Annotated in this window: 14 protein-coding genes, 1 pseudogene and 1 riboswitch; of the genes and pseudogenes, 7 read left to right on the top strand and 8 right to left on the bottom strand. The window is 65.2% G+C overall.

Annotation, left to right across the window (positions count from 1 at the left end; translation table 11 throughout):
• Window positions 1-58: 58 nt before the first annotated feature.
• Both AB5Y72_RS09265 and AB5Y72_RS09260 read right to left on the bottom strand, forming a co-directional pair.
• The gene (locus AB5Y72_RS09265) at window positions 59-1057 is read right to left on the bottom strand and encodes an NAD-dependent epimerase (RefSeq protein WP_202211646.1); all 999 of its coding nucleotides are present in this window, start codon (window positions 1055-1057) and stop codon (window positions 59-61) included.
• Window positions 1054-2415, bottom strand: a complete 1362-nt coding sequence (locus AB5Y72_RS09260) for a UDP-glucose/GDP-mannose dehydrogenase family protein (protein WP_202211645.1) — start codon at window positions 2413-2415, stop codon at window positions 1054-1056. The genes AB5Y72_RS09265 and AB5Y72_RS09260 overlap by 4 nt, the downstream gene beginning before the upstream one ends.
• Before the next feature lie 307 nt (window positions 2416-2722).
• On the opposite strand from AB5Y72_RS09260, the gene AB5Y72_RS09255 reads away from it, so the two are divergent.
• Window positions 2723-3331 carry a YitT family protein gene (locus AB5Y72_RS09255; RefSeq protein ID WP_202211644.1) on the top strand — a complete coding sequence of 203 codons (609 nt, stop codon included), beginning with the start codon at window positions 2723-2725 and terminating at the stop codon, window positions 3329-3331.
• A gap of 212 nt (window positions 3332-3543) precedes the next feature.
• On the opposite strand, the gene AB5Y72_RS09250 is transcribed toward AB5Y72_RS09255, so the two are convergent.
• The 3 genes from AB5Y72_RS09250 to AB5Y72_RS09240 are packed head-to-tail and all read right to left on the bottom strand — an operon-like array spanning window position 3544 to window position 6221.
• The gene (locus AB5Y72_RS09250) at window positions 3544-4332 is read right to left on the bottom strand and encodes a heme ABC transporter ATP-binding protein (protein ID WP_202211643.1); all 789 of its coding nucleotides are present in this window, start codon (window positions 4330-4332) and stop codon (window positions 3544-3546) included.
• Window positions 4333-4347: 15 nt separating this feature from the next.
• Complete coding sequence (locus AB5Y72_RS09245) at window positions 4348-5379, bottom strand: FecCD family ABC transporter permease (protein ID WP_368198926.1); 1032 nt, start codon at window positions 5377-5379, stop codon at window positions 4348-4350.
• Window positions 5376-6221 carry a hemin ABC transporter substrate-binding protein gene (locus AB5Y72_RS09240; RefSeq protein WP_202211642.1) on the bottom strand — a complete coding sequence of 282 codons (846 nt, stop codon included), beginning with the start codon at window positions 6219-6221 and terminating at the stop codon, window positions 5376-5378. Before AB5Y72_RS09240 ends, AB5Y72_RS09245 begins: the two co-directional genes overlap by 4 nt.
• A 162-nt stretch (window positions 6222-6383) precedes the next feature.
• Here AB5Y72_RS09240 and hutX point away from each other — a divergent pair, with 162 nt between their 5' ends.
• The gene (gene hutX, locus AB5Y72_RS09235; protein WP_202211641.1) at window positions 6384-6896 is read left to right on the top strand and encodes a heme utilization cystosolic carrier protein HutX; all 513 of its coding nucleotides are present in this window, start codon (window positions 6384-6386) and stop codon (window positions 6894-6896) included.
• The gene (gene hutZ / locus AB5Y72_RS09230) at window positions 6893-7450 is read left to right on the top strand and encodes a heme utilization protein HutZ (RefSeq protein ID WP_202211640.1); all 558 of its coding nucleotides are present in this window, start codon (window positions 6893-6895) and stop codon (window positions 7448-7450) included. Before hutX ends, hutZ begins: the two co-directional genes overlap by 4 nt.
• 63 nt (window positions 7451-7513) lie before the next feature.
• Here the strand turns inward: hutZ and AB5Y72_RS09225 are convergent, their stop codons facing one another.
• Genes AB5Y72_RS09225 through AB5Y72_RS09215 form a run of 3 tightly spaced genes read right to left on the bottom strand, consistent with a single transcriptional unit; the run spans window position 7514 to window position 9504 of the window.
• Entirely contained in the window at window positions 7514-7918 is a 405-nt protein-coding gene (locus tag AB5Y72_RS09225; RefSeq protein ID WP_202211639.1) for a hypothetical protein, read from the bottom strand.
• Window positions 7919-7957: 39 nt separating this feature from the next.
• Window positions 7958-8509 (bottom strand): cysteine hydrolase family protein, encoded by a 552-nt coding sequence (locus AB5Y72_RS09220; protein ID WP_202211638.1) that lies wholly within the window; start codon window positions 8507-8509, stop codon window positions 7958-7960.
• 14 nt (window positions 8510-8523) lie between these two features.
• Window positions 8524-9504 (bottom strand): ChaN family lipoprotein, encoded by a 981-nt coding sequence (locus AB5Y72_RS09215; protein WP_202211637.1) that lies wholly within the window; start codon window positions 9502-9504, stop codon window positions 8524-8526.
• Window positions 9505-9705: 201 nt separating this feature from the next.
• Between AB5Y72_RS09215 and AB5Y72_RS09210 the strand changes: the two are divergent.
• From AB5Y72_RS09210 to AB5Y72_RS09195, 4 genes and pseudogenes are all read left to right on the top strand, one after another.
• Window positions 9706-11800 (top strand): annotated as a pseudogene (locus tag AB5Y72_RS09210) (TonB-dependent hemoglobin/transferrin/lactoferrin family receptor).
• A gap of 261 nt (window positions 11801-12061) precedes the next feature.
• Window positions 12062-13204 (top strand): 3-phenylpropionate MFS transporter, encoded by a 1143-nt coding sequence (locus AB5Y72_RS09205; RefSeq protein ID WP_368198905.1) that lies wholly within the window; start codon window positions 12062-12064, stop codon window positions 13202-13204.
• A 63-nt stretch (window positions 13205-13267) separates the two neighbouring features.
• Complete coding sequence (locus AB5Y72_RS09200) at window positions 13268-16729, top strand: PAS domain-containing hybrid sensor histidine kinase/response regulator (protein ID WP_202211634.1); 3462 nt, start codon at window positions 13268-13270, stop codon at window positions 16727-16729.
• A 203-nt stretch (window positions 16730-16932) separates the two neighbouring features.
• Window positions 16933-17019: riboswitch (cyclic di-GMP riboswitch) on the top strand.
• Window positions 17020-17130: 111 nt separating this feature from the next.
• Window positions 17131-19728, top strand: coding sequence for a glycosyl hydrolase family 18 protein (locus AB5Y72_RS09195; RefSeq protein WP_368198903.1), 2598 nt, complete (start codon window positions 17131-17133; stop codon window positions 19726-19728).
• The last annotated feature ends 41 nt before the right edge of the window (window positions 19729-19769 follow it).

The following is a 19769-nucleotide window of genomic DNA, read 5'->3' as shown; positions in this document are numbered from 1 at the left end:
CCGGATAAACAGAGGGGCTGCCATTGGCAGCCCCTTTCTATTGGATGATCCTGTGCGGTCAGATGCTGTAGTACTCCCTGTACCACTTCACAAAGCTCTCGACCCCTTCGGTCAACCCTACCTTGGGGCGATAGCCGGTTGCCTCGAACAGCGCCTCTGTGTCGGCCCAGGTGGCCAGCACGTCGCCGGGCTGCATGGGCAGCATGTTGCGGATCGCCCGTTTGCCGAGCGCCGTCTCTATGGCCTCCACGAAGTCCAGCAGCCGCACCGGGCTGCCGTTGCCGATGTTGAAGAGGCGGTAGGGGGCCGGGCTGGCATCCGTCTGCCCCTGCCAGTTGGCATCGCCGACCGGTGGCCTGTCCGCGACCCGCACTATCCCCTCCACGATGTCGTCCACATGGGTGAAATCCCGGCTGAGCTGGCCCTGGTTGTAGATGTCGATGGGCTCGCCCTTGAGGATGGCGCGCACGAACTTGAACAGCGCCATGTCGGGGCGACCCCAGGGACCGTAGACGGTGAAGAAGCGCAGGCCCGTGGTGGGCAGACCGTAGAGGTGGGAGTAGGAGTGGGCCATCAGCTCGTTCGCCTTCTTGCTCGCCGCGTAGAGAGAGACAGGGTGATCCACTCCGTCCGTGGTCTTGAACGGCATCTGCTCGTTGAGGCCATAGACCGAGCTGGACGAGGCGTAGACCAGGTGCTGTACCCCGTGATGGCGGCACCCCTCCAGCACGGTCAGGGTGCCGGTGAGGTTGCTGTCGGCGTAGGCAAAGGGGTTGTCCAGGGAGTAGCGGACCCCGGCCTGGGCGCCGAGGTGGATCACCCGCTCGAATTGCTCCCGGGCGAACAGCTCGGCCATGGCGGTGCGATCGGCGAGATCGAGGCGCTCGAAGCGAAAACCGGGCAGGGGGCCGAGCCGCGCGAGGCGCGCCTCCTTCAGGCTCACCTCGTAGTAGTCGTTGAGGTTGTCGATGCCGACCACCTCGTGGCCCTCGGCGCACAGCCGCCCAGCCAGGTGAAAGCCGATGAAACCGGCTGCGCCGGTGACGAGATACTTCATCGCGGCTGCCCCAGACCGTGCGCCTGTTCCAGGCTGTCGCCTCGGCCGATGGCGTAATAGGTGAAGCCGCGCTGGTGCAGGCGGGCCGGATCGTAGAGGTTGCGACCATCGATGATGACGGCCTGCTTCAGGGTGCGCTGGATCAGCTCGAAGTCGGGGGCGCGGAACTGCTGCCACTCGGTGCAGATGAGCAGGGCATCGGCGCCCTTGAGGGCCGCCTCCTGGGTGCCGCACAGGGTCAGGTCGTCCCGCAGGCCGTAGAGGTGCTGGGCCTCTTTCATGGCCTCGGGGTCGTACGCCTGCACCCTGCCGCCGGCGGCCCAGATGGCGTCCATCAGCACCCGGCTCGGGGCCTCCCGCATGTCGTCTGTGTTGGGCTTGAAGGCGAGCCCCCAGAGCGCGAAGGTGCGGCCGCTCAAGTCGGCGCCGAAGTGCTGGTGCAGCCGCTCGGCGAGCCTGTGCTTCTGCCTGTCGTTGACCTGTTCCACCGAGCGCAGCAGCGGCGCCTCGCAGCCCGCCTCCTTGGCGGTGTGGATCAGCGCCTTCACGTCCTTCGGGAAGCAGGATCCGCCGTAGCCGCAGCCCGGATAGATGAAGTGGTAGCCGATGCGCGGATCGGCGCCTATGCCCTTGCGCACCGCCTCGATATCGGCCCCCAGCTTCTCCGCCAGATTGGCCATCTCGTTCATGAAGGAGATCTTGGTGGCCAGCATGGCGTTGGCGGCGTACTTGGTCAGCTCGGCGCTGCGCTCATCCATCTGGATGATGCGATCGTGCTGGCGGTTGAAGGGGGCATAGAGCTCCTCCAGCAAGGCGAAGGCATGGGACGAGCCGGTGCCGATGATGATGCGATCCGGTCGCAGGCAGTCACTGACGGCGGCCCCCTCCTTGAGAAACTCGGGGTTGGAGACCACCTCGAGCGGCAGCGAGACGCCGCGCTCGTGCAGGATGGCCTCGATGTGCCGACGCACCCTGGTCGCGGTGCCGACCGGTACCGTGCTCTTGTTGACCACCACCTTGCCCGTTTCCATCAGGCGGCCTATGGTGCCCGCCACCGCCAGCACGTGCTGCAGATCGGCTGAGCCGTCCTCATCCGGCGGGGTGCCGACCGCGATGAAGATGAGCTCGGCGAAGCCCACCCCCTCGGCCACGTCCGTGGTGAAGTGCAGGCGACCGGCCTGGTGGTTGGCCTGCACCATGGGGGCCAGGCCGGGTTCGAAGATGGGGATGATGCCTTCTTTCAGCCGGCCGACCTTGGCGGCATCCACATCCACACAGGTCACCTGGTGGCCCATCTCGGCCAGCACGGCGGCCTGGACCAGACCCACATAACCTATTCCGAATACGGCGACTCTCATCTGCGGCGACTCCTTGGGGGCAGAGATTTGCGAGGCCCCATTCTAGAACGATTCATTGTCGGTAACAGCGGGATCCGTCCGGTTTTTCAGCCTGGGGCCAGGGTGGCGCGGGGGAGAGTGGCTGATCTTGGTGCAGGGGTTGTAACGCAGGGCTGACGAGCACCATTTTGGTGCGTACTGCCACCGTCTTGTGATCCGGCTCACTGAAATCGGACACTGTGGTCATAAACGAAGTCCCGATCCACGGGGCTCGCCACCGCCAGTGCTGGCGGCAGACACTCTTTTCACTTCGCATGGACACCCGGTTATGGACAACACCCCCCGCTCTGCACACCCGCTCTATGAGGATGTGCTCGCCCTGCTGACCGCGGCAGGCTTCGTCTCCCTCGGCATCTTCCTGTTCCACCAGGTCGGCCTGCTCACCGGCGGCACCGCCGGGCTGGCGCTGTTGCTGCAGCAGGTGACCGGCATCAGCTTCGGCCTGCTGTTCTTCGCCATGAACCTGCCGTTCTACGCCCTGGCCTGGCTCAGGATGGGGCCGCGCTTCACCCTCAATACCTTTGCCGCCGTGGCCACCGTCTCCTTCATGACGGATCACCTCAACGCCGTGCTGCAGATAGGCAAGATCGAGCCCGTCTACGCGGCGCTCATCGGCGGCACCCTGATCGGCATGGGGTTGCTCATCATGTTTCGCCACAAGGCGAGCCTGGGGGGCTTCAATATCCTGGCGCTCTTCATCCAGGACAGGTTCGGCATCCGGGCAGGCAAGCTGCAGATGGGACTGGATTGCGCCATCGTCGTCGCCTCCTTCTTCGTGGTCTCCCCCTGGCTGCTGGCGCTCTCCGTGGTGGCCGCCATCATCTGTAACCTGGTGTTGACACTCAATCACAAGCCGGGCCGCTACCAGATCGCCTGACCAACCCGCAGACAGAAACAAACAGAGCGCCCGAGGGCGCTCTGTTTGTTTCTGAATCTCACCAATATGCCGGCCAATCACACCACCATGGGTTATCCCGTCTCGGGGTGGTGGATGGCTTGTACGGGATGGTCGTGGACTGAGAGGGCGATGCGCCCGGTATCACACCGCCATGGCGGACTGCCCCGTCTCGGGATGGTGGATGAACGGCATCACACCACCATGGGTTGTCCCGTCTCGGGGTGGTGGATCACCTGGGCGGGGTAGTCGTAGAGCCGGGCGATGAGCGCCGGGGTGAGCACCTCGGCCGGGGGGCCGTCCGCCATCAGGCGACCGCGCTCCAGCATCACCAGCCGATCGGCGTAACGGGCCGCCAGATTGAGGTCGTGCAGCACCACCAGCACGGCGGTGTTGCGACCGGCCAGGGCGCGGGCCATGGTAAGCAGCTGGTGCTGGTACTTGAGGTCGAGGGCCGAGGTGGGTTCGTCGAGCAGCAGCAGCCGCGCTTGCTGCGGTTCGTCCGGGGCCTGCCAGATCTGGGCCAGCACCCGGGCGAACTGCACCCGCTGGCGCTCCCCGCCTGAGAGGCCGGGGTAGAGGCGGCCCGTCAGGTGATCCACCCCGGCGTGGGTCATGGCGGCACGCACAATCTCGTCGCGTCGGCTGGCGGGCTCGCTGTGGGGCAGTCGCCCCATGGCCACCACCTCCTCGCACAGGAAGGGGAAACTCAGGGACGAGCTTTGCGGCAGCACCCCGAGCCTGTGGGCCAGCGCGTTGCCGGCCCACTCCTGTCGTTTCTGGCCGAACAGGGCGATGGCTCCCTCATGTGCCAGCTCGCCGGTCAGGCATTTGAGCAGCGAGCTTTTTCCGGCGCCATTCGGGCCGAGCAGGGCGGTCAGACTGCCGGCCTGCAGCTCGAGATCCAGGCGGTCCAGAATGAGGCGGTTGCCCAGGCGGAGGCTGAGCTCCCGGCAGACAAGCAGGGGGGGGGATCCAGGCAAGGTGACGTTCTCCTGTTACAGCGTCCGGCGGCTCTTGACCAAGAGCCAGATGAAGAAGGGTGCCCCCATCAGGGCGGTGATGATGCCCACCGGCAGCTCGGCCGGCGCCAGCAGGGTGCGGGCCAGCATGTCGGCCCCCAGCAGCAGGCCTGCCCCCAGCAGGGCCGACAGCGGCAGCAGGCGGACATGGTTGGGCCCCGCCAGCAGCCGCACCAGGTGAGGCACCACCAGGCCGACGAAGCCGATCATGCCCGCCACTGCCACCGCCACGCCGACCCCGGCGGCGGTGAGCAGGATCAGGCGCCGCTTGAGCGCCTGCACGTTTACCCCCAGATGACGGGCTTCTCCCTCTCCCAGCAGCAGGGCGTTGAGGGGGTTGGCATCGCGCATGAAGAGCCACAGCAGGGCGGCCAGGGTCGCCAGCGCCAGCGCCACGTCCAGCGGCTTGCCCGCGGCCAGCGACCCCATCTGCCACAGGCTGAGGTTGCGCAGCATCTGATCGTCCGCCAGGTAAGTCAGCAGCCCTATCACGGCACCGGACAGCGCCGTGATGGCGACCCCCGCCAGCAGCATGACGGTGACCGAGGTTACCCCCTCACGGGTGCCGAGCAGATAGACAAGCGTGGTGGTGAGGGCCCCGCCGAGAAAGGCGAGCAGGGGCAGCAGGCCGAGGCCGAGCAGGCTCTGCCACTGTTGGCTTAAGGGGGCCAGCAGCACTATGGCTAGGGCGGCACCCAGGGCTGCTCCGCCGGAGACCCCAATGATGCCGGGGTCGGCGAGGGGGTTGCGAAACAGCCCCTGCATCACGGCGCCGCAGAGGCCGAGAATGGCCCCCACCGCGATGCAGAGCAGGGTGCGTGGCAGGCGGATCTCCTGCACGATCAAAAGTTTGTGGGCCTCAATTCCGCTCTGCTGTCCGGCGAACAGGGCGCGCAGGCTCTCGCCGAGGGAGAGGGACATGGGGCCGGTCGCGAGGGACCCGACCAGCAGCAGCGCCAGGGCGGCGGTGGTGAGGGTGAGCAGCCAGGGCAGGGGCAGACGCATCAGGAGCCCAGCTTGATCCACTGGGCGATCTGGTTCGCCTGCTGCAGGGAACGCAGGCTGAGCCCCCCTTGCAGGGCGTGACCGTCGATGGCATGGATGGCCCTGTTCTTGCCGGCCGGGGTGGCGGAAAGGGCGGGTACCTGGCTCAGCACGGTTTCAGGATCCTGATACCGCTGCCAGTCGCGACCGCTCACCAGCACCAGATCCGGTTGCAGCTCGATGAGGGATTCGGTGGAGACGGGCTTGTAGTCGTGCAACTGGGCCACCGGGTTGACGCCGCCCGCCAGGGTGACGAGGGCGCTGGCGGTGGTATTGCCACCGGCGATGCTGGTGGGCTGACCCTTGTGCAGCAGCAGGAAGGCCACCTTGAGCGGCTTGTTCTGCTTCGCCTGCGCCGCCAGGGTGTCGCTCTGGGTGGCGATCTCGGCCTTCAGCCTGGTGCCGGCGGCTTGATTGCCCAGCAAGCCGGCCAGGGTGTCGATCCGCTCGTTGAGGTTGGCCAGGGTCGGGGCCGTGGCCATGACCTTCACCTCGACGCCGGCCCGGCGCAGTTGATCAAGCGTGCTGCTCGGACCCATCTCGTCGCTGCCGACCACCAGGGTCGGAGCCAGGCTCAGGATCCCTTCGGCGGCGAGGGCGCGGTGATAGCCGACCTTGGGCACGCCTCTGGGCTCCGGACTGCTGACATCGGTGGCGACCAGGCTCTGCTCGCCCCCCAGCGCCAGGATGAGTTCAGTAGTGGCAGGGCCTATGCTGACGATACGCTCTCCTGCCGCGGCGGATGGGGAAGAGAGGGAAAGGGCACAGCCGAGCAGGCTGAATGCGAGGGCAAAACGACGGCCCATGGGAACCTCCGAAGGGTGAGTGGGATTGCTGCCGAGAATATCAAGCGCAGAAGAAAAATGCACCGATAATGAAATCGATTATCAATTGCATTGAATGGGCTGCTTTATTACAGTATTCGCCGCCAGACTGAGCACCATTGCCAGATCATCCAGGGAGAACCGATGAGCATTGCACAACGCATTCATGCGCTGCTGGAACAAGATCCCAGCGCCCATCCTTCCAGCATCGCCACCGAGCTGGCCGTCAGTGAATGGGAGGTGGTGCGCCACCTGCCCGCCGAGCTGATGACCCAAGTGCCGAGCGATCAGGCCGAGGCCCTGCTGGCGGATCTGGCCAGTTGGGGTCAGGTGACCACCATTGTGGAGTCCGACGGCTCCATCTTCGAGGTGAAGGCCCCCTTCCCCAGGGGCAAGACGGCCCGCGGTTACTACAACCTGATGGGTCGGGACGGGGAGATGCACGGTCATCTCAAGCTCGACAACGTGGTCGGCATCGCCCTGGTCAGCAAGCTGTTCATGGGCAAGGAGGGGCACTCCTTCCAGTTCTTCGGCCACAGCGGCCGCTGCATTTTCAAGATCTACCTGGGGCGTGACGAGCAGCGTCGGCTGCTGCCTGACCAGGTAGAGCGTTTCAAGGCCCTGCGCCACCAGTATCAAGAGGAAGTGAAAGCATGAGTGAACGTCAGGAGCGTCTGCAGAACCGTCTGCAACCGGAGATCCGCGAATTTCGTGACGGTTGCCGCACCCTGCAGCTCGCGACCGTGGATGGCGAAGGCAACCCCAATGCCAGCTACGCCCCCTTCGTGCTGCAGGAGGATGGCTACTATGTGCTGATCTCCGAGATAGCCCGCCATGCCCGCAACCTGCAGCAGGTGCCCAAGGTGTCGCTGATGCTGATCGAGGACGAGACCGGCGCCCGCGAACTGTTCGCCCGCAAGCGGCTCACCTTCGATGCCGTGGCCGAGGTGGTGGCACGGGATGACGAGCGCTGGGGCAAGGCGATAGCGGCGCTGGAAGGGCGTTTCGGCGACATAGTCCGGGGGCTCTCCAACCTCAAGGACTTCGTGCTGTTTCGCCTCAAGCCCGAGCAGGGTCTGTTCGTCAAGGGCTTCGGCCAGGCGTTTCGGGTCTCCGGTGACGAGCTGGTGGACTTCGTCCACCTGGTGGAGGGGCACAAGCGCGTCGACAACGGCGCCGAGTTGACCAGCGAGACGGACGCACCGGTCTGAGGAGCGGGATCATCAGATGAAAAACGGGCAGCCTGGGCTGCCCGTTTTGTTATCGGTGGAGCATTACTCCTGCCAGGAGGCCTTGTTGGGGAAGGCGTCCCGATCGGCCTGGGTGGCGGTCTCGTTGCACTCCCCCCGGATCTTCCAGGAGGTCTGGCTGAGGACTATGTAGCCGGTGCGGCAATAGTTGCGCGCCGCCAGCGTCTCGGTCAGCTGCTCGTCCTGTAGCGCCTCGCGGCGCTCCAGCAGGCTCTTGCTGTTGCGGCTCAGCCGGCTGTCATCCTCCTGCAACCGACTCGGCAGGACGTCGAGGGGAGCAGCCTCGAAGGTGAAGCGCTTGCTCCCCTCTTCGTTGATGTGGGTGTGAAACAGGGGGGCCCGACCGCCCTGCGCCGTCCCCGGCAGACCGGAGCAGGCGGTGATCGCCGGTAACGACAGCACGAGGGCAACGACAGAGAATAAACGCACACAAGACTCCAAGCAGGTGATCACGAAAAGGCGGGCAGCTTAGCACGCCAGCGCGGGCTGAGCGGGAGCGAGCAGTTCATCCGTGGTGAGCAGGGTCACGCTTCTGCCCTGTGGCAGGCTGAGGTGCCGCCACATGAAATGGTGGTGCTCGATGATCTTCTCGGCGCTCAGATGGGGTCTGTCCGCCGTGGTGTGGGCATCCGTCACCGCAAAGACGTCAAACCCATGGGCGGCGGCACTGCGCAATGTGGTGTCGACGCAAAAGTCGGTGGCACAGCCACAGATCAGCAGGCGATCCACCGCCTGTTCCGCCAGCAGGAAGCCGAGCTCGGTGTCGAGGAAGCTGTCACAGGCGGTCTTGCGCACCCGGCTGTCGTGGGGAGACGGGGTCAGATCGGCGTGCAGTTGCCAGCCAGCACTGCCAGGTTCCAGCTCGGAACCCGGTTCGTCGTGTTGCACATAGATGACACGCCCGTGCCCGCCCCGCACGCCGTCAGCCAGGCGATTGACGTTGGCGATGACCTGGGCATCCTGATGGCGAGGGTTATCAAACAACCCCTGTTGCATGTCGATGACGAGTAACACATCCATATGAAATCCTTGGGCTATTTTGAGGGTTGCAGCCACTGGCTGCAGTCACGGCTTCGGGATTGATGCAGTGCGCCCATATCTTGCTTCATTTCCTCCGTATTTAGCCAGCGCTCTGGCAGGGGAGCTATGTGCACCCGCACGTCGGCGCTCCGTCCGGGGGCGGCCTTGCCATCCTGGGAGCCAGTCTCAGGCACCACCAGGGCGACTTTCAGCGCCGGATTGCGGCTGGCGATGCGGCTCGCGATACCCAGCCCCCCCTCCACGTGGAAGTTGCCGGCGATGTGCATGATGCGTCGGCCGGGATGCTGCTCGAGGTAATCGACCATGCTCTCGGCCATGGTGTCATCCCAGCTGGTCTGGGCGGCGAAGCGGCGGGCATTTCCGTCCGCATCCCCATGATGCAGGGAGGCCATGAACTTCTGGCGATAGGGGTCATCCCCCAGGGTGAGCTCGCGGGCGAGCTGGCTGCGGCGGCTGGCAGGCAGCTTGTCGAGCCACTCGGGCCCTTCCTGGCCGACGCAGCTCACCAGTGGCTTGGGGGCATTGGCGGCGATCACCGTCAGCTGCTGCGCCTTGGCAAACTCCACCAGGGGGCGGTAGTCGCTCGGGTAATTGGGCCAGGCGTGGCCGTCCCGGATCAGCGCCGCCTCGCCGATGCGCCCGGCCAGGTAGGCATCCAGCACCGGCTGATCGGCGCGGCTGAACTGCTCCATGGAGAGCACCAGCGCCCGGCCATCGAGGCGCGACATACCGGCCAGCTCCGCCAGCAGGTTGGCTTGCAGCAGGTGCACGGCCGGGTGGCTGTGCAGCTCGCCCACCAGCACTATGTCCGCATCCTTCACCCTGTCCATTGCCTGGGCGAGGCTGAGGGGGCTGTCGTCCGTCCCCTCGCCAAGCTGGTAGTGATAGAGGGTCTGGGGAGGCTGGCTCTGCGGCGGGGTGGCGCAGGCGGCCAGCAGCAGGGGCAGGGCGAGCAGGGGGAGTCGTCGAGTCATGGCATCTCACTCACAAGGGCAGAGTTTGGCAAAGGCACTGCACCACACGATGGCAGCATGGCGAGCAGGAAAAAAGAGGCGCTAGTGTAAAACCGTCCAGAAGCAAAAGAAAATGAGAATGATTCACTTTATTATTGATCTTTGTCACTGACTGGGTAAGATGCCGCTCGATTGATAATGATTCTCAATAAGGACTTTGCAGTGGCGCACAACAACACCCCCTCACTGATTGCCCTCGCCGTGGCGGCAGGGCTGGTTTCCCCCGCTTTCGCCGCAGACAGGAAAACGGATGAAGTCATGGTGGTCAGCGGCTCCCGCATGGAGCAGAAGCTGGAAGACGTCTCCGGCCCCATCGCCGTCATCACCTCGGAGCAGATAGAAGAGCAGGTGGTCAGCAACGTGGCCGACCTGTTCCGCTACGAGCCCGGCGTGAGCGTGCAGGGGGGGGGCGGGGGATGCCCAGACCTTCACCATCCGCGGCATGAGCGAGAACCGGGTCAAGGTGGTGCAGGACGGCGTGCGCCAGAACGACGCCTACAAGAACGGCGGTGTGGGTCAGACCTACTTCGACACCGACATGATCAAGCAGGTGGAGGTGGCCAAGGGGCCGGCGTCCGCCGCCTACGGCTCCGATGCCCTGGGGGGCGTCATCGCCATCACCACCAAGGATGCCGGCGATTTCCTGAAGGGCCGCGACAGCTACCTGGACGCGACCACGGGCTATGCCTCCAGCAGCCACCAGAAGATGGGGGGCATCACGGGGGCGCTGCGCACCGGGGAGTTCGAAAACCTGCTGCGCTACACCTGGCGCGACGGCGGGGTGACCCAGAACCATGACGGCGACAAGGAGGAGTTCGACATCGTCAGCCAGGCGGTGCTGTTCAAGAGCAAGTGGAATCTCAGCGACGATCAGTTCCTGAAGCTGACGGTCGACTACTTCACCGAGGGGCAGGATCCGCACGCGGTCGACCTGACCAAGGCGGGTTCCGTCTTCAACCAGCCGATCACCGACAAGGAGACCGACAACCTCTCCCTGGTGCTGGATCACGGCCTCGCCCTGAACGCCCCCTGGGCGGATCGGGTGGACAGCAAGATTTACTACAGCCGCGCCAAGCAGACCCTGGATCAGTACGCCTCCTCCAAGTATCCGGTCATGCCGGGCAACCCCTATGTGACCAAGAACTCCCTGGATCACAACGGGTTCGAGCAGGAGAGCCTGGGTGCCCAGGTGAAGTTCAGCAAGGCGCTCGTCAATCAGCGTCTGGCCTGGGGTGTGGAGTATGAGCACACCGACAACGAGCGTACCCGCTTCAAGGCACCAACAGTGCCCGGGGACTTCGTCGGCTACAGCGAGCTGAGCTTCCCGTCCACCACCAGCGATCGCAGCGCGCTCTGGGCCTTCGACGAGATCAAGTTTGGCGAGCGCTGGGTGCTGACCCCGGGCGCCCGTTACGACTACTACAAGATGACCCCGGACGAGGATCCCGCCTACACCGGCGAGAACATGCAGAAGATCTCCGAAGGGGAGTTCTCCCCCAAGCTGGGGCTGGTGTTCAAGGCTCACGAGGCGGCCAACCTGTTCGCCCAGTACAGCCACGGCTTCAAGGCGCCCATGTATGACAACGCCTTCTCCACCCTGAACCACCAGGCGTACGGTTATCGCATCGAGCCGAACCCGGGCCTCAAGCCAGAGAGCAGCGACGGCATCGATCTCGGCGTGCGTGGCAGCCGCGGTGGCTTCAGCTATGAGGTGGCCACCTTCTACAACAAGTTCGACGACTTCATCGAGCTGACAGGGGTGGGCACAGAGGGGCGCACCGCCATCTATCAGTACCAGAACCTGGACAAGGCGACCACCAAGGGGGCCGAGGTCAAGGCGGACTACTGGCTCAGCGATCTGGTCAACGTCTGGGGCAACCTGGCCTACATCGAGGGCAAGGATGGCGAGGGCAACTACATCAACAGCCTGAGCCCCCTCAACGGCAGTGTCGGGGTGCGTCTGGAGCAGCCGAACTGGAATATCAACACCGCCCTGCGCTTCGCCGACGACATGGACAAGGTGGGCAAGGATTCCCGCGGCAACGACAACATCAAGAGTGCCGGCTGGGGTGTGGTGGATCTCTACGCCCAGTTCAAGCCGATGCAGGATCTGCAGCTCAACGTCGGGGTCTTCAACCTGTTTGACAAGGAGTACGTGAGCTACGAGAGCATCACCGGCCTTGCCGCCAGCGCGGACACCAGCGGCCAGACCGAACCGGGTCGCAACCTGAGTGCACGGGTCAAGTACGTGTTCTGATATGTGTCGATGATGAAGGGGCCCCGGGGCCCCTTATCTGTTTCTGGCGGGGCGGCCAAGCCTGTGCCAAAAAGAAACCCGCCAGGGGCGGGTGGAAGGATTGCAACACTCATCAGGAAGCGGTGTTATCCAGATAGACAGGGGGATGTGACAAAGGTTCAACTTTATTGATATTTCTGGTTTTTACCCTGGGTGATGCCTGGGGATCCCCGCCCCGAAATCGGTTATCATTTGTGCCCCTTGTCCCGCAGCCGAGCCCCTATGCCCGCCTTCTCCTGGTTAGCCCTGTTCTTTGGCGCCTTCTACTTCGTCTATGGCGCCTATCTGCCGTTCTGGTCCCTCTGGCTGGAAGGCATAGGAGTGAGCGCCGAACAGATAGGCCTGCTGCTGGGGATCGGCATGGCCATCCGCTTTGCCGGCAACCTGATGGTGATGGGGCGGGTCAAGGGGGCGGGCCAGTTGCTGCCCGTCACCCGGCTGCTCTGCCTGCTGAGCCTGCTGGCGTTTCTGGGCTTCTATCTCGACCACAGCCTCTGGTGGCTGGTGGCGCTGACCCTGGCGGCGAACTTCATCTACCCGACCCTGATGCCCATGGGGGAGGCACTTGCCACCCGCATGGTGGTGCAGACCCACCTCGATTACGGCAAGGTGCGGTTGTGCGGCTCCTTCGCCTTTATCGTTGCCTCGACCCTGGTGGGGTCCTTGGTGGGCAACTTCGGCTGCGACTGGGTGCTGCACACCATGGTGGCCGGGCTGCTGATCATGCTGGGGCTCAGCCTGCTGCCGCTGCGACCCGCCCCCCGGGAGTTGCAGGGAGAGCGGGCCAAGGCCTCCCTGAAGGAGACGCTCCAGTCCGCATCGGTGCGGCGCTTTCTGCTGATCACCGCACTGCTGCAGGGGAGCCACGCGGCCTACTACGGCTTCAGCGCCATCTACTGGAAGGCCGAGGGCTACGGCGGCACCCTGATCGGGTATCTCTGGGCCCTGGGGGTGGTGGCGGAGATCGCCATGTTCGCCGCGGACAAGCGCTTCCTCCAGCGCTTCGGCGCCCAGACCCTGTTCCTGGTGGGAGCCCTGGGCTGCGTGGTGCGCTGGGTGCTGCTCGGCAGCTCTACCGAGCTTTGGGTGCTGGTGCTGGGCCAGCTGCTGCACGGGGTCACCTTCTGCATCAGCCACCTCGGCGCCATCCGCTTCATGACCCGGCAACTGCCCGCGGAGCAGCAGATCCCCACCCAGGCGCTCTATGCGGCCCTGGGCCTCGGCATGACGGTGGCTGCCCTGATGACGGTCTGCGGCCTGCTGTTCGAACCCCTGGGCGGCGGCATCTTCTTCATCATGGTGCTGGTGGTGCTGCCGGTCTTCGTGCTGCGGCTGCGCGAAGAGAAGCCCGAACCGGGCCGATGACACCGGCCTGCCGGTCTCTGGCACGGCAGGCTCCTGACTTATCTGGACAAGGGAAGTAGAGAGATGCACCAAGGATGGCTGCTGATCGGGTTGTCGCTCGCCTATCTGGGCTTGCTGTTCCTCATCGCCTACGTGGCGGACAAGAACAAGCGCCGCCGCCCCAAGGGGCAGCCCCTGCTCTACAGCCTGTCGCTGGCGGTCTACTGCACCTCCTGGACCTTCTTCGGCACCGTCGGCCAGGCCAGCGAGTCCCCCTGGTCGCCGGTGCCCATCTACCTGGGCCCCATGCTGGTGTTTCTGTTCGGCTGGCGCCTGCTGGCTCGCCTCATCCTGGTGGCCAAGCGCGAGCACATCACCTCCATTGCCGACTTCATTGCCGCCCGTTACGGCAAGTCCCAGCGCCTGGCCATGGTGATCAGCCTCATCGCGGTGATGGGGATACTTCCCTACCTGGTGTTGCAGCTCAAGGCGATCGTCACCGGGCTGGACCTGCTGATGGCCAACAGCGCGGGGGCCAGCCCCACCAGCAACATGGCGGAGCTGGCGCTGGGCGTCACCCTGCTGCTGGCCCTGTTCAGCATACTGTTCGGCACCCGCAACCTGGACGCCACCGAACACCACAGGGGCATGGTGGTGGCCATCGCCTTCGAGTCCGTGGTCAAGCTGCTCGCCTTCATGGCGGTAGGGGGCTTCGCGCTCTGGCTCATCGTCGCCAGGCCGAGCGAGGCGCGTACTCTGGTGGCCAGCGACTTCCTCGAGGCGGTGGTGGCGGTGACGCCGGGCGGTCTGCTGGAGCTCGCCATCTACACCCTGATCGCCATGTGCGCCGTCATCTGTCTGCCGCGCCAGTTCCACGTGACTGTGGTGGAGAACAACCAGGGGCAGGATCTGCACTGGGCGCGCTGGATCTTCCCGCTCTACCTCTTCCTGATGGGGCTCTTCATCTGGCCGCTGGCGCTGGCGGGCAAGCAGTGGGTGGGGGCCGACATGGCCTCCGACACCTATGTGATCAGCCTCCCCATGTCCCTCGGCTACGACGGCATGGCCATGCTGGCGTTTCTCGGCGGCACCTCGGCGGCCACCGGCATGGTGATCGTCTGCACCATCGCCCTGGCCATCATGGTGAGCAACGATCTGGTGCTGCCAGTCTTGCTGCGCCGCGTCTGGCAGCAGGGGCGGGACGAGCGCCTGATGCGGCTGCTGCTGCAGGTGCGCCGGGGCGCCATCTTGCTGATTTTGCTGGCGGCCTGGGCGCTCTACCTCTGGCTCGGGGATCTCACCAGCCTGTCGCGCATCGGCTACCTGTCGTTCGGTGCCGTGGCCCAGTTCGCGCCGGCCCTGCTGCTCGGCCTCTATTGGCGCCATGGCAACCGCAAGGGGGTCTACCTCGGCCTGGCGCTCGGGGTCAGCCTCTGGTTCCTCACCCTGCTGGCGGAGAGCGGCCTGCTGGCGGGCTCGCCCCTGGAGGCCTTGCTGGCGCCCCCAAACTGGCCCGCGTTCCGGGAGCTGAGCCTGGGGGCCTGGTGCCTCTTCCTGAGCCTCTTGCTCAACCTGGTCGGCTATGTGGCGGGCTCCCTGCTCTCCCGGGCGGCGGTGAGCGAGCGGCTGCAGGCGGCGAACTTCGTCGGCAAGCCGAGCCGGGACACCACGGCGCTCTACCAGGCGCGGGTCTCGGTCAAGGAGCTGGAGATGCTGGCGGCCCGCTTCGTCGGGTCGAGCCGGGTCAAGCGCGCCTTCGGCCGCTTCGCCGGCGAGCACGGCGGCACCCTGGCGCCCCAGATGCAGGCCTCCGCGGATCTCATCGCCCACACCGAGCGGCTGTTGGCCGGGGTGTTCGGCACCTCGTCCGCCCGTCTGGTGCTGGCCTCGGCCCTGCAGGGGCGCAACATGCAGCTCGAGGAGATCGCCACCATAGTGGACGAGGCCTCGGACGTGTTCCGCTTCAACCGCGGCCTGCTGCAGGGGGCCATAGAGCACATGGGGCAGGGGATCTCGGTGGTGGACAGGGAGCTCAGGCTGGTGGCCTGGAACCGGCGCTACATAGAGCTGTTCTCCTATCCCCCCGGCCTCATCCAGGTGGGGCGCCCCATCGAGGAGATCATCCGCTACAACGCCGGGCAGGGGCTGTGCGGCGCGGGGGACGTGGAGGCCCAGGTAGCGCGCCGGGTCGCCTTCATGAAGCGCGGCAGCCCCCACATCTCGGCCCGGGAGCGCCCGGATGGCCGGGTGATCGAGATGCAGGGCAACCCCATGCCGGCGGGGGGCTTCGTCATGACCTTCACCGACATCACCCCGTTCCGGGCGGCGGAGCGGGTACTGCGCGAGGCCAACGAGCACCTGGAGGCGCGGGTGGCCGAGCGTACCCACGAGCTCTCCGAGCTCAACCGCCAGCTGCTGCTGGTAAACCAGCAGGTGGAGCGGGCCAACCAGTCGAAGAGCCGTTTCCTCGCGGCGGTGAGCCACGACCTGACCCAGCCGCTCAACGCGGCCAAACTCTTCACCTCCTCCCTGCTGGAGATGCTGCCCCCGGAGGACGAACCGGCCCGCATCGCCCGTCACATCGACGATGCCCTGGGGGCGACCGAGGATCTCATCACGGATCTGCTGGACATCTCGCGCCTCGAGGCGGGCAAGTTCAAGGCCAAGAAGCTCGACTTCGCCCTGAGCGACGTGCTGGGCAACCTCAAGGCGGAGTTCGGGGTGCTGGCCCAGGCCGGGGGGATCCAGTTCTCCGTGGTGGAGAGCAGCCTCGCCGTCTACAGCGACGTGCGCCTGCTGCGCCGGGTGCTGCAGAACTTCCTCACCAACGCGTTTCGCTACAACCCCGGCGGCCGGGTGCTGCTCGGCTGTCGCCGCATGGGGGACAAGGTGCGCATCGAGGTGTGGGACAACGGCCCCGGCATCCCGGAGGGCAAGCAGGAGGCGATCTTCGACGAATTTTCCCGCCTCGATCACTCCCGCACCGCCAGGGAGCAGGGGCTCGGCCTCGGACTCGCCATCGCCCGCGGCATCTCCCAGGTCCTGGGTCACCAGCTCTCCCTGCGCAGCTGGCCCGGGGCGGGATCCGTCTTTGCCATCACCCTGAACCTCGCGACCCGGCCGGTGACGCCGAGCCAGGTGACGACCCCCGCCCAGCGGGACAGCCAGCTGGAGGGGGTGAGGATCCTCTGCATCGACAACGAGGAAGACATACTCATCGCCATGGCGTCCCTGCTGGGGCGCTGGGGCTGCGAGGTGCGCTGTGCCCAGAGCCAGGAGCAGGCGCTGGCCCTCATCGGCGACGGTTTCCTGCCCGCCCTGGTGCTGTCTGACTATCACCTGGACGACGGCAAGACGGGGTTGCAGGCGCTGCACATGATCCGGCTGGCATATGGCAACGAGATAGGCGGCATCATCATCAGCGCGGATCGCAAGAGCGAGCTGCAGGCGCAGATCCGCGAACACGGCTTCGGTTATGTGAGCAAACCGGTCAAACCCCTCAAGCTCCGGGCCCTGATGAACAGCCTGTTGCTGCCGGTACAGTGACGGCATTCACATGATCGCGCATTGGATGGTGATTTTTTAAAGGCCGTTTCGGCGCCATGAATGGGGTTTTTATCGCCATGTTGCCGGCCTTTTCCCCACCATGTCGGACAAATGAGTCCCTATTGATGTCACTTCTGTCAGGTGGCGCGAAGGCGTCTCTCCTTTATAGTCATTCGGCGATTATTTTCATCGCAAACCAAGTTGTGCAAAAAAGGCAAACCGGGCGAAAGCCCGGGACGCAAAGCTTCCGGTCTAAGGGTCAGCGAACCTAGGATAGCGGGGCCACCACAGGTTGTATCGTCCATGGGCCAAGCCATGGTGGCGATGTTGTCTGCGTTACCTGTCAGGTTGCGTTGCCTTTTTCGTTGTTCATTCCAATAACGAAATAAGGAAATTCAATGATGTTCAGTCCAACACATTCCCTGCTGGCGCTCCTGGTCGGGGGCCTCTGTGCCGCTCCCGCCTTCGCCGCCGCCCCGGGCAAACCCACCATAGGCTCGGGCCCCACCAAGTTCGCCATCGTCGAAGTCAATCAGTCCGCCTCGGCCTACAACCAGCTGGTGACCGTCCACAAGGACGGTGCCCCGGTCAGCGTGACCTGGAACCTCTGGTCCGGCGACGTGGGCCAGACCGCCAAGGTGCTGCTCGACGGCAATGAGGTGTGGTCGGGCCCGGCGTCCGCCGCGGGTACCGCCAACTTCAAGGTCACCAAGGGGGGGCGCTACCAGATGCAGGTGGCCCTGTGCAACGCCGACGGCTGCACCCTCTCCGACAAGAAGGAGCTGGTGGTGGCCGACACGGACGGCAGCCACCTGGCGCCGCTCAATGCGCCCCTCAAGGAGAACAACAAGCCCTATGCCAACAAGTCCGGCAAGGTGGTGGGGGCCTACTACGTGGAGTGGGGTGTCTATGGTCGCAAGTTCACCGTGGACAAGATCCCGGCCCAGAACCTGACCCACATCCTCTACGGCTTCACCCCCATCTGCGGCGGCAACGGCATCAACGACAGCCTGAAAGAGATCTCCGGCAGCTTCGAGGCCCTGCAGCGCTCTTGCGCCGGTCGCGAAGACTTCAAGGTCTCCATCCACGATCCCTGGGCGGCGATCCAGATGTCCCAGGGCAACCTCAGCGCCTGGGACGAGCCCTACAAGGGCAACTTCGGCAACCTGATGGCGCTCAAGCAGGCCCGTCCGGACCTCAAGATCCTGCCCTCCGTCGGGGGATGGACCCTCTCCGATCCCTTCTACTTCCTGGGTGACAAGACCAAGCGCGATACCTTCGTCGCCTCGGTCAAGGAGTTCCTGCAGACCTGGAAGTTCTTCGACGGCGTGGACATCGACTGGGAGTTCCCGGGCGGCCAGGGGGCCAACCCCAACCTGGGCGGCCCGAACGATGGCGCCACCTATGTGGTGCTGATGCAGGAGCTGCGCGCCATGCTCGACGAGCTGGAAGCCGAGACCGGTCGCCAGTATGAGCTCACCTCGGCCATCAGCGCCGGCGGCGACAAGATTGCCAAGGTGGATTATCAGGCGGCCCAGCAGTACATGGACCACATCTTCCTGATGAGCTACGACTTCAGCGGCGCCTTCGACCTGAAGAATCTGGCCCACCAGACCAACCTCTTTGCCTCCAGCTGGGATCCGGCCACCAAGTACACCACAGACAAGGGCGTCAAGGCGCTGCTGGGTCAGGGGGTGGCGCCGGGCAAGATAGTGGTCGGTGCAGCCATGTACGGCCGCGGCTGGACCGGGGTGAGCGGCTACCAGGCCGGCAACCCCTTCACCGGCACCGCCACCGGACCTGTGACCGGCACCTGGGAAAATGGCGTGGTGGATTACCGCGACATCGTCAACAACCGCATGGGCGCAGGCTGGGTGCAGGGCTATGACGAGGCGGCCGAGGCCCCCTATGTCTTCAAGGCCGGCACTGGGGATCTCATCAGCTTCGACAACGATCGCTCGGTCAAGGCCAAGGGGCAGTACGTGCTGGCGAACCAGCTCGGCGGTCTGTTCGCCTGGGAGATAGACGCGGACAACGGCGACATCCTCAACGCCATGCACGAGGGGCTGGGCCACGGCGAGGGTAGCCTGCCGCCGGTCAACAAGCCGCCGGTGGCCAATGCCGGCAGCGATCTGAGCGCCACGGGCCCGGCCGAAGTGACCCTCAACGGCAGCGCCTCCCACGATCCGGAAAACGGCGTGCTGACCTACGGCTGGAAGCAGGTCTCCGGGCCCCAGGCCAGCCTGCTCGATGCTACCCAGGCCAGGGCCCGCGTGGTGCTGGACGCCGTCAGCGCCGACATCAACCTGGTGTTCGAGCTGACCGTGACCGACGATCAGGGCCTGACCGCCAAGGATCAGGTGGTGGTGACCAACAAGGCACCGCAGCCGAACCTGGCCCCCGTGGTGACGGTTCCGGCCACCGCAACCGTCGAGTCCGGTAAGCAGGTGAGCATCCAGGCCAGTGCCTCCGATCCCAATGGCGACACCCTGAGCTATCAGTGGAGCCTGCCAGCGGGCCTCACCGCCACCGGTCAGAACAGCGCGACCCTGGTGGTCACGGGCCCGAGCGTCACCAGCGACACCGCCTATGACCTGACCCTAGTGGTCACCGACGGGGCGCTGGATGCCAGTGCCACCACCCGCCTGACCGTCAAGCCGGCCAGCACCGGAGGCGGCTGCAACGCGACCGATCCGGATGCGGCCAACCATCCGGCCTGGAACGCCAGCACCGTCTACGTTTCCCCCAATACGGTGAGCCACAACCAACTGGTGTGGGAAGCCAAGTACTGGACCCAGGGCAACGAGCCGAGCCGCACCGCCGATCAGTGGAAGCTGATAAGCCAGGTACAGCTTGGATGGGATGCAGGGGTGGCCTACAACGGCGGTGATTTCACCAACCACAATGGCCGCAAGTGGCAGGCCCAGTACTGGACCAAGGGTGACGAGCCCGGCAAGGCCGCGGTCTGGGTCGACAAGGGGGCAGCCAGCTGTAACTGATTGCCATCGCAACGGGAATGGGGCCTGGGCCCCATTCTTCC

Origin of the sequence: Aeromonas sp. R7-4, from assembly GCF_040908055.1 — a bacterium.
GTDB classification, from domain to species: domain Bacteria; phylum Pseudomonadota; class Gammaproteobacteria; order Enterobacterales; family Aeromonadaceae; genus Aeromonas; species Aeromonas sanarellii.
This window is presented reverse-complemented; position numbering and strand designations above follow the sequence as displayed.

Coding starts and splice junctions, on each gene's coding strand:
- AB5Y72_RS09220 (WP_202211638.1), bottom strand. CDS start 8,509: ATGGATGTGTTACTCGTCATCGACATGCAACAGGGGTTGTTTGATAAC.
- hutZ (WP_202211640.1), top strand. CDS start 6,893: ATGAGTGAACGTCAGGAGCGTCTGCAGAACCGTCTGCAACCGGAGATC.
- AB5Y72_RS09195 (WP_368198903.1), top strand. CDS start 17,131: ATGTTCAGTCCAACACATTCCCTGCTGGCGCTCCTGGTCGGGGGCCTC.
- hutX (WP_202211641.1), top strand. CDS start 6,384: ATGAGCATTGCACAACGCATTCATGCGCTGCTGGAACAAGATCCCAGC.
- AB5Y72_RS09240 (WP_202211642.1), bottom strand. CDS start 6,221: ATGGGCCGTCGTTTTGCCCTCGCATTCAGCCTGCTCGGCTGTGCCCTT.
- AB5Y72_RS09265 (WP_202211646.1), bottom strand. CDS start 1,057: ATGAAGTATCTCGTCACCGGCGCAGCCGGTTTCATCGGCTTTCACCTG.
- AB5Y72_RS09205 (WP_368198905.1), top strand. CDS start 12,062: ATGCCCGCCTTCTCCTGGTTAGCCCTGTTCTTTGGCGCCTTCTACTTC.
- AB5Y72_RS09200 (WP_202211634.1), top strand. CDS start 13,268: ATGCACCAAGGATGGCTGCTGATCGGGTTGTCGCTCGCCTATCTGGGC.
- AB5Y72_RS09255 (WP_202211644.1), top strand. CDS start 2,723: ATGGACAACACCCCCCGCTCTGCACACCCGCTCTATGAGGATGTGCTC.
- AB5Y72_RS09260 (WP_202211645.1), bottom strand. CDS start 2,415: ATGAGAGTCGCCGTATTCGGAATAGGTTATGTGGGTCTGGTCCAGGCC.
- AB5Y72_RS09215 (WP_202211637.1), bottom strand. CDS start 9,504: ATGACTCGACGACTCCCCCTGCTCGCCCTGCCCCTGCTGCTGGCCGCC.